Source organism: Pelagimonas sp., from assembly GCF_058892305.1.
Map to the genome: position 1 here is coordinate 13381 of NZ_JBZXVN010000001.1, position 7805 is coordinate 21185.

The window sequence follows — 7805 nt, forward strand, 5'->3', positions numbered from 1 at the left end:
CGGTGAGCAGCCGCAGGACGCGGGCGCGGGGCTGTCGCTGGTGGCGTGACCTTGGCATGAGGACAAAAGACCTGAACCCAAAGGGGAGCCGTGGGACCACGGTTCCCCTTTTTTCGTGTCCGTTTGCATGAAGGACGCCACCTACTTGCGATCAGGTTCAAATTAGACAATGAGTATAACAGAGGGTTTTAGCGCTGTCGTTGAAGGCTGCGGCGTAACGCGCGGTTGCCCTCGTCTGGGTCATCCTCCCCGGGGTGTTTTCCCCCGCCCTTCCAGTCGTCCGACACGAGCCATTCCTCGAAATAGATCAGCCAGAGGTGGGTCCAGGGGATGATGGTGAGGTCCAAACGTTTGCTGGCGTCCCATTGCCCGGTCCCGGGCAGATAGAGACAGAGCCGATCCGGGTTATGGTAGATATGCGGCAGGTCGCGCTCACCGGCAAGCAACCTCAGGTCAGGATCTACGACACGAACATCCGGCGTCCCGTCCCTTTCGAGGACAAGGGTGACCTGATACGTCCGGGAAAGCGGCGTAGGTTGTGCGCGAAAATGCCATTCCAACCGGCGCGGACCGAGCACCCCTTCGCCGGCTACTGTCTTGGACTTCTGCAGGAACAGGTACTGCTGGGGTAGTGTCAGCCGGTTTCTTGTGGTCGATCCTGCCATCGCGCTTAGTCCCCGAAAAACTCGTTCTTGGGAACGGGCGTCGAAGCGGCCATTTTTTGGGTGGTGAGGCCAACACCCGCACCAAGCACGAGAGCGCCCGTCTTCCGCCCCTCGTTCAGCGCGTCCATCCGCCGGTTCATTGTTCGAGCAACAAGTTTGTCACCCAGGCTGTCCTTCATGGAGCCGACAATGGCGTCTAGGCCGACGAGGTCCCGCAGCGCTTCAAAGTCGGCAAGTGCCTTGCTATGCCATTTGTAGAAGGCTTCGACCCGCGCGGGTTCTTCATTCCATCGCTCGGCAAAGTTCTCGCCGTTGGTGGTCTCGTTCCAGACCGCGTAGATCTGGCGGCCGTTGACCAAAGGCCGCTCGATGAAGATCGGCATCAGGCGGATCGTGTCGATCAGCACCTGGAGTTCGTCCGCGAAAACGTGGCGCCTGACGCACATCTCATAGGATCGCATGGCCAAGGTCGTGATGATGATCGAGATCGGCGCGATCTCTCCCTGAACATGCAGGAACTCCAGATCCCGGTGACGCTTCAAGAGTTGAACTGTCCGTCTCAGTATACCCTTGACGGACTGGCGCACCGGGAAAGGCTCTGTCGTCGCCGCATCGCGCTGTGACGCGATGATCGACTGCGTCATCCTCGGGACCAGGGCCGCCCGTTCGTCGAAAAGGGCCCGATAGGCCCGAGGATTCGTCGCGTGCCAGTCCCGTAGCTTGCGATCGGGCACCAGCTCACCGCCGTTCATGCAGTTGGGATTGGAAATGGTTGGGGAGATGTCGAGGTGGAAGTCACCGGCGTAGTTCAGACGCCAGCAGCGCTTCTTTTCTTCCAGAATAGACGCATAGTAAGCGTGTTCGCGCAGGCGCTCGCCGATCGCAGCCTTCAGGCGTGCCGGTGCGATCTCCGGGCCGAGGTCAAGGATGAAGCTGATCAGGTCGACATCGAACTCGTCGCGTCCGATCGGTTTGATCGAGGTGCCGAGTGCGCCAGAGCCGTGCAGATAGACATGGAGTGAAGCAAGCATCGGGTCGCTCGATCCGGCCAACCAGTCTGCGACGGCCTCGTAGCTGGTACGGGCCTTTTCGAACTGGGTCTGAGTCCATTCCAGCTCCTGGCAGATTTCTTCGAGGATCGTGAAGACCTGCGCCCGCCGCTGAATGGCGGTATCGGTGAGGGGGTGCGAGAAGATCTGGTTCATGCTGCATTCCGTTCGAGTTGATGCACGGGCACGAACGGCTCGGCAGGTTGCTGGAAGAAGACGGGGGTCAGGGTGGGGCTCGCGTACCGGGCGCTCGAGGAGCCAAGCCCCTTGAGCCTCTGGATCTTTGTGGTGTCGTCGAGGGAAAAGAAACCCTGTGGCACGCTCGGCGAATACCGGTGAACAGCCATCCGGTCGTGCGGATCGCCTGTCAGATGACGGGCAATGCCGAGCGCACCGCGGGATTGCCCATCCATGAGAAGGCTGAGGGCCTTCAATCCTAGACCGGCCTTGCCGGGGGATTCAGAAAGCATGTAGACCTCGTCGACACAGCCGAGGCTCAGGATGTGCAGGTCCTGCGGAGACCAGCCAAGCATCGAGATCGCTTCGACAGTCGCGACGCCCACCGGATTGTTGCACCAGGTGCCGCCATCGAGAAGCCCGACATCATCCACCGTCTTGTGGCGCGCGAAATAGGTCGGAGCGGCAGACGTCGCCATCGCCGCGTCAAGGGCCGGCTTCCGGTAATCCTTGGTAAGCCGTGGATGATGTGACGTCTTGTAGATGTAGACGCTGCGCTGATCGGCATCCCAGGCCGGGATCAGCAACCGGGTCTCCGCTTCGCCGATGAGCTTGTCGCCAAGGACGGCATGGAGTTCGTCCCGAAGCGTCGATGCATCGTGCTTCGGCTTGACCAGGTGACGCAAGGCGGCACGCGCGTCCCGAGCCTTTCGCCCGAACCAGCTGTTGTCCCCCGCTTGCCCGAAAATCGTCGGCCCGCGATTTTCGTAGAGTTCGAGGAGGGTCTTGGCCTTGATGCCGAGGGCTAGGCCGATCGCGAGAATACCCCCGGTTGACGTTCCCGCAATCAGGTCAAAGTAGCGGCCAATCGGTTCATCAAGGTCTTCTTCCAAACCCGCCAGAAAGGCTGCCGGTTGGGTGCCTTTGATGCCGCCACCATCGATGCTTAGGATACGTCTCATGATGCACCTCGCTTTTCGAGGGTTGGCTCAGCCAGCCCACCATCAGGCAGTCCCACGATGCTCTGAAACCTTGACGACAGGTCGCCCGCAAACGGTATGTTCATGGCTGCTTCCTCGTTTCTTTGCCTGTTTAGCGCCTCTTGGGGCGATTTGGCGGTTTACAAATTTGCCTTTCCTTTGGCCTCATGTTACAAATTAGGGACAATCTGCCGCGCTTTCAAGCGTTGTAGTTTACAAAATATCAATCATATGGGTGAAATGTAAACCACCCACTGGGAGGACGTTATGATTGGCAAGAGACTCAAAGGAGCCCGGGCGGCATCTGGCCTCTCGCTACGTGCACTTTCTGATGCCATGGAGAACAAGGTGTCCGCTCAAGCCATTGGCAAGTACGAGCGCAATGAAGACATGCCCGGATCGGGCGTGCTGCTAAGTCTTGCCCGCGCACTCGGCATCTCTGTGGATTTTTTGCTCAGCGATGATGAGCTTGAGTTGGAAGGCGTTGAGTTTCGCAAGTCAGCCAGCTCTTCAGCCAAAGAGATCGCGACGATCGAAGCCAAGACGCTTAATATGGTTGAAAAGTACCTAGCTATCGAAAGCTTGCTGAATCTTTCGAGCCAGGAATGGGATTCCCCGCACGAAGCCCCCTATTGGGTGGCCGATGTTCGTGATGCCGAGGACGCGGCTCGCAACATGCGTGCTTCTTGGCAGCTGGGTCATGACCCGATTCCAATGCTTGCCGAACTCCTCGAGGAGCACGGGATCAAAGTGCTGTCTTTGGATGTTGATCGAGTTGACGGGCTTGCGGCGAAAGTGCGTTGGAAAGAACAGCATTCCGCGCGCGTGATTATGATCAAGAAGAACACTTGGTCTGAGCGGAAACGCTTCAGTTTAGCTCACGAACTGGGCCACATGGTGCTCAAAGTCGCAGACGGGTGCGATTCCGAACGCGCCGCAAATCGATTTGCTGGTGCGTTCCTTGTCCCGGCGGAAGTTCTTCGGCAGGAAATTGGTGCCCGCAGAACGGACATAAGCATCGGAGAACTCATTAGCCTGAAGGACCGGTTTGGCGTTAGCATTCAAGCTCTTACGTATCGGTGCAAAGATTTGGAGATCATCAATCAGGCAACCTTTGCGCGCCTTTTCAAGGTCTATAAGCAACGTGGTTGGCGGGATGAGCCGTTCGAGGAGCCAAATTCCATTCCGTGGGAGCGAGAAGAACCGGACCGCTTTCAGAGGTTGTGTTTTCGTGCCCTCTCCGAGGGATTGATTGGGTTGTCTCGCGCGGCTGAGCTTCTCGAAATACGAGTAAAAGAACTGGAAGAACGGTTGGACCACATGGCATAGTGCCCATGTGCAAGTTCTTGTTTCTGATACCTCCGTCCTGATCGACATTGAAAGAGCCTCGCTGACGGCGAGGCTCTTTGATCTCCCCTATGATTTTGTTGTCCCAGATATTCTTTATGAAGCGGAACTCCTCGACTGGATGGGTCCTAATCTGATCGATCTGGGTCTGAGAGTGGAAGAGCTCACTCCAGAAGAAACCGCACGTGCGACAGAACTGAAGCGGGCGAAATCTATGTTGTCGACGCCAGATGTCTTTGCATTTTGCCTGGCGGCTGGAAGGGATTGGGTTCTCCTTACCGGAGACGGTGCGCTCAGGGCTGAGGCCGAGCGCCAAGAAATCGCGATGCACGGCGTCTTGTGGGTCTTCGATGAGATGGAACGTCACGAGGTTTGTTCGACCGCCCTCCTCATGTCGGGTCTCGAAGCGGTTCGTGATCATCCAAGATGCAGACTTCCCATCAGGGAAATCAATAGGCGCCTCGCGCGATACTGATTGTTTGCACGGCCTGATGGAAGAAAATTAATGCGAAGCTCTTCTTCGTTCTAGCCTTACGGCCTCCCCAGCTCGGCTTCGCGTGTCGCAGGGGAGAACGGCCCTTCGGTCCGTCGCGCATTCGGCCATGCGGCCTCACCGCGGCGTCGTACCCGGCATCCCGGTTTGCCCGCCTCGCGAGCACGTTCCTCCCCGGCCGCTCCGCCGGATTGCGCTCTGGTCTGTTTTGCGGAGCAAAACGATCCCGGCGCTCCATCCGTCTCCCGCGTCCGGTCGGGCCGTTTGCCTGCTCGTGTCGGGCAACCCTACCGTCAAAACACACACACATGAGTGCGGAAGCATATCCTCCGGATGGCCCCCAAATCAGCCCGCGTCAAGGATCGCAAAACTTTTCGGCGCGGGCGGGGTCTGTGGCGCGGGGCGGTCCCGTGCGTGAGGGCGCGCATGTGTCGGGTGCTGCGCGCGGAAAACTTTTGCGCCCGGCAAGCCGGCGGCTGCGCCGTCCCTGACCCAGGCAGATTCGGAAACCAGGCATTCGGCCATGCCCCCACACTCAAGTGGTGGCCTTGGAACCGAACACTGGAGACCAGACATGGCTTACGACACTGCAAACACCTACGAGACCATCGAACTTTTCGGGCTGACCGAGAAGGACGCGCAGCTGCCGATCCCGGAAGATCACATCCTGACCGACCACATCATCCGCGAGAGCTTCGAGGCTCTGCTCGGTCCGCTGCGCGGGACCGGCCTTGAGGCAGAAATCGAACCGCTGGCCCATGGGCTCGCCACGATCCTGCAGCGGCGCAAGGTGGCACTCGGCAAGGAGATTGACCGCACCGCCGACAAAATCGGCGCACTGGCAAAATCCCACGACGGATCGGAGATCGCCGAGACCGCGCTTGAAGAGGCGCAGGCGCGCTTTGTGCAGCTGCGCGAGATTGTCGGCGCCATAGAGGTGATGAGCGAGGCTGCGGCGGAATGCTACGAGATCGAGACCGGCCACGCCTTCATCCCGGCAGCCGGGTCGCGCGCAAGCGTCCGGGCGCAAGAGACCGGGGCGGTCTTCGAGGCACGGCAGCTCTTGGAGCAGCACGACCGGGAAACCGCCGAGAAGTCGAAAGTCGAGGGGGTGCCCCTGATCGTCTCAGGAGCCACCGACTGGACAGATGTCGATGTGATCTTCAACACGCTCGACAAGGTTCGCGAACGGATCAAGCAGAACCGCAATCAGGAGATCTTCCTCTGCCACAAGGGTGGCAAGCACGGGGCGGAGATGATTGCGGCTCGGTGGGCCCGGGCACGCGGGATAGCACAAGCGCGCTTCGATCCGCGCTGGTCCGCGCACGGGCGGGCGGCACCGTTCAAGTGCAATGACGAGATGCTGGACGACAAGTTTGCGGCGACGGGGGTTGTTCTCTTCGGAGGCAACGGGGTCGCGCTGAACCTCGGGCAGAAGGCGGAAGCGAAAGGCCTGACGGTCATGCGGGTTGCGGACCCGGCTAAGAAGACTGCGCAGGATTGAAGAGAGGGGGTCGCGCTTGGCGCGGCCCTTTCGTCATGTCTCACGGCGCGTGCGGTCGGTCACGCGTTATCGGTAGTCTGCGGCGGCCAGCAGCGTTATCCCTCTACCCAGTCCGTCAGAGTGCGGCCCATCCGCATCGGTATGGGCTGGGGATGGTGCGCACCTAGCACATCGTCAGCAGCGCAAGACGCGAGGGGTCGAGACGTCGCACTTGAGGCTGAAGCCCTGCTCGACCCTCGGGTGGTGTCGCGGAACATCGCATCCACGCGGGCGGGCGTCATCAGCACCCCGGCCAGGTTCGGCAGGACGTGGACGCGGATGGTGGCGACTGCGTGATGGCACAGGTCAATCGGGTCCCTCCTTTTTGCTATGCATGTGGATCGCACGGGGTCGGCCCGTTCGTGCCCTCTGCTCACGCTTCGGCAAGCACAAATACGGCTTCCACGGCGGAGCCGCGGACCCTCCGCATTTGCGCTTGCGACCGGGCCTCTTGCCCCCGTGCTGGGTGATCCCCATCGCAACAAGGAGTAACCCAAATGACCAACCACTACGTCGCCACCGTCCCCGTTAAGTTCACCGATACCGATGGCCAGGAGCGCACCCGCTTTCAACGCGTGGGCGCCATGTTCCGCAACACCCGCAACGGGGATGGCTCGGAGTTCTTCAGCCTCAAGCTCGATTTTCCGGTCGCGGTCTCGGAGCTGGTGATGTTCCCGCCGAGCGCGAAAGATCCCCAGGACTAAATCCTCTGACGAGGATGGGCCGCCCCAGGACGATCTTGGGGCGGCCCGATCCCTGTTCGAGGGATGCTGGTCCTTGCGCGTTCAACGGACGCACTCCGCCCGGAATGACCAGGCCGCGACAGACCGGCCAGTCAGCCTCAAGGGGGCCATCCACAAAAACCTATCGGCCAGGGCCTCCCGGTTTTTGCGGCAGAGATTTGGGAACCCAAATCTGGCCCTCCTTGACCCTGCCTGTCCGCCCTGTCGGTGGGGTTTGCGCCCGCCCGCGGTTCCGTCCGAACACATGCGTGTTCGGCCAGAGCCTCGGGCGGGGCTGGCGGACCGGACCCCTAGGACAGGTGTCGCCTGGTGGTGAGGTCGGCAGAGCCGCGTCCCTGCGGGCCGCGGGGGAAGCGGACACCAAGGCTGCCTGAGCCTGAATGCGACGGCAGTATATAATTGACATCTTGGTATATTATCGTAAGGTGGGGCAGCCTTGGTGGAAGGTGGCAGGAAATAGGGGGTCTTTCTTCCGCATGTCCCGAACAAAACGCCTGACAGAGATCGAGAAAATGCAGATCGTTCGCGAGGCCGCGGAGGGTGTGTCGACGTCTGAACTTGCGGAGCGTTTTGGGGTTACGTCGCGGGCCGTGCGCTACGTCCTGAAAGCCGATGCCGAGCGCCAGACGGATGCCGCGATCCCGGTCTCGGCGGTCAGTGTGAAGGTCACCGCTGCGGAGCTTGCGGCGCTCGACGAGGTGCTGGCCGCCGCCGGGATCGAGAGCCGGGCCGAGGGGCTGCGGCGGCTCATTCAGGCGGCAGGCGGGGTGTTCGTTCCGGATGCGCAGATGGCAGCAGAGATGGCGCG

At 60.5% G+C, this 7805-nt stretch carries 8 protein-coding genes; 5 read left to right on the forward strand and 3 right to left on the reverse strand.

Annotation, left to right across the window (positions count from 1 at the left end; translation table 11 throughout):
* Positions 1 to 188: 188 nt before the first annotated feature.
* From AC5EFR_RS00085 to AC5EFR_RS00095, 3 genes are read right to left on the reverse strand one after another with little or no spacing between them, the layout of a single operon-like run.
* Positions 189 to 665, reverse strand: coding sequence for a type II CBASS E2 protein (locus tag AC5EFR_RS00085; protein WP_317939146.1), 477 nt, complete (start codon positions 663 to 665; stop codon positions 189 to 191).
* Positions 666 to 670: 5 nt separating this feature from the next.
* On the reverse strand, positions 671 to 1870 hold the full coding sequence (locus AC5EFR_RS00090; RefSeq protein ID WP_317939145.1) for a nucleotidyltransferase domain-containing protein: 1200 nt from the start codon (positions 1868 to 1870) through the stop codon (positions 671 to 673).
* A complete protein-coding gene (locus AC5EFR_RS00095) occupies positions 1867 to 2853 on the reverse strand; it encodes a CBASS cGAMP-activated phospholipase (RefSeq protein ID WP_317939144.1) in 987 nt (328 codons plus the stop codon). The genes AC5EFR_RS00090 and AC5EFR_RS00095 overlap by 4 nt, the downstream gene beginning before the upstream one ends.
* A gap of 285 nt (positions 2854 to 3138) precedes the next feature.
* Between AC5EFR_RS00095 and AC5EFR_RS00100 the strand changes: the two genes are divergently transcribed.
* The 5 genes from AC5EFR_RS00100 to AC5EFR_RS00120 all read left to right on the forward strand — a co-directional run.
* Positions 3139 to 4200, forward strand: a complete 1062-nt coding sequence (locus tag AC5EFR_RS00100; protein WP_317939143.1) for a helix-turn-helix domain-containing protein — start codon at positions 3139 to 3141, stop codon at positions 4198 to 4200.
* 7 nt (positions 4201 to 4207) lie between these two features.
* Complete coding sequence (locus tag AC5EFR_RS00105; protein ID WP_317939142.1) at positions 4208 to 4693, forward strand: PIN domain-containing protein; 486 nt, start codon at positions 4208 to 4210, stop codon at positions 4691 to 4693.
* 592 nt (positions 4694 to 5285) lie between these two features.
* Complete coding sequence (locus tag AC5EFR_RS00110; protein WP_493574086.1) at positions 5286 to 6215, forward strand: DUF2493 domain-containing protein; 930 nt, start codon at positions 5286 to 5288, stop codon at positions 6213 to 6215.
* Positions 6216 to 6751: 536 nt separating this feature from the next.
* Entirely contained in the window at positions 6752 to 6958 is a 207-nt protein-coding gene (locus AC5EFR_RS00115) for a hypothetical protein (RefSeq protein WP_007120662.1), read from the forward strand.
* A 515-nt stretch (positions 6959 to 7473) separates the two neighbouring features.
* Positions 7474 to 7805, forward strand: a 332-nt coding sequence (locus AC5EFR_RS00120) for a helix-turn-helix domain-containing protein (RefSeq protein ID WP_493574087.1), incomplete at its 3' end; no start/stop codon positions are given.

What these genes read in the sequence shown, in the direction of transcription:
- AC5EFR_RS00085 (WP_317939146.1), bottom strand. Translation starts at nt 665, where the DNA reads ATGGCAGGATCGACCACAAGAAACCGGCTGACACTACCCCAGCAGTAC.
- AC5EFR_RS00090 (WP_317939145.1), bottom strand. Translation starts at nt 1,870, where the DNA reads ATGAACCAGATCTTCTCGCACCCCCTCACCGATACCGCCATTCAGCGG.
- AC5EFR_RS00095 (WP_317939144.1), bottom strand. Translation starts at nt 2,853, where the DNA reads ATGAGACGTATCCTAAGCATCGATGGTGGCGGCATCAAAGGCACCCAA.
- AC5EFR_RS00100 (WP_317939143.1), top strand. Translation starts at nt 3,139, where the DNA reads ATGATTGGCAAGAGACTCAAAGGAGCCCGGGCGGCATCTGGCCTCTCG.
- AC5EFR_RS00110 (WP_493574086.1), top strand. Translation starts at nt 5,286, where the DNA reads ATGGCTTACGACACTGCAAACACCTACGAGACCATCGAACTTTTCGGG.
- AC5EFR_RS00115 (WP_007120662.1), top strand. Translation starts at nt 6,752, where the DNA reads ATGACCAACCACTACGTCGCCACCGTCCCCGTTAAGTTCACCGATACC.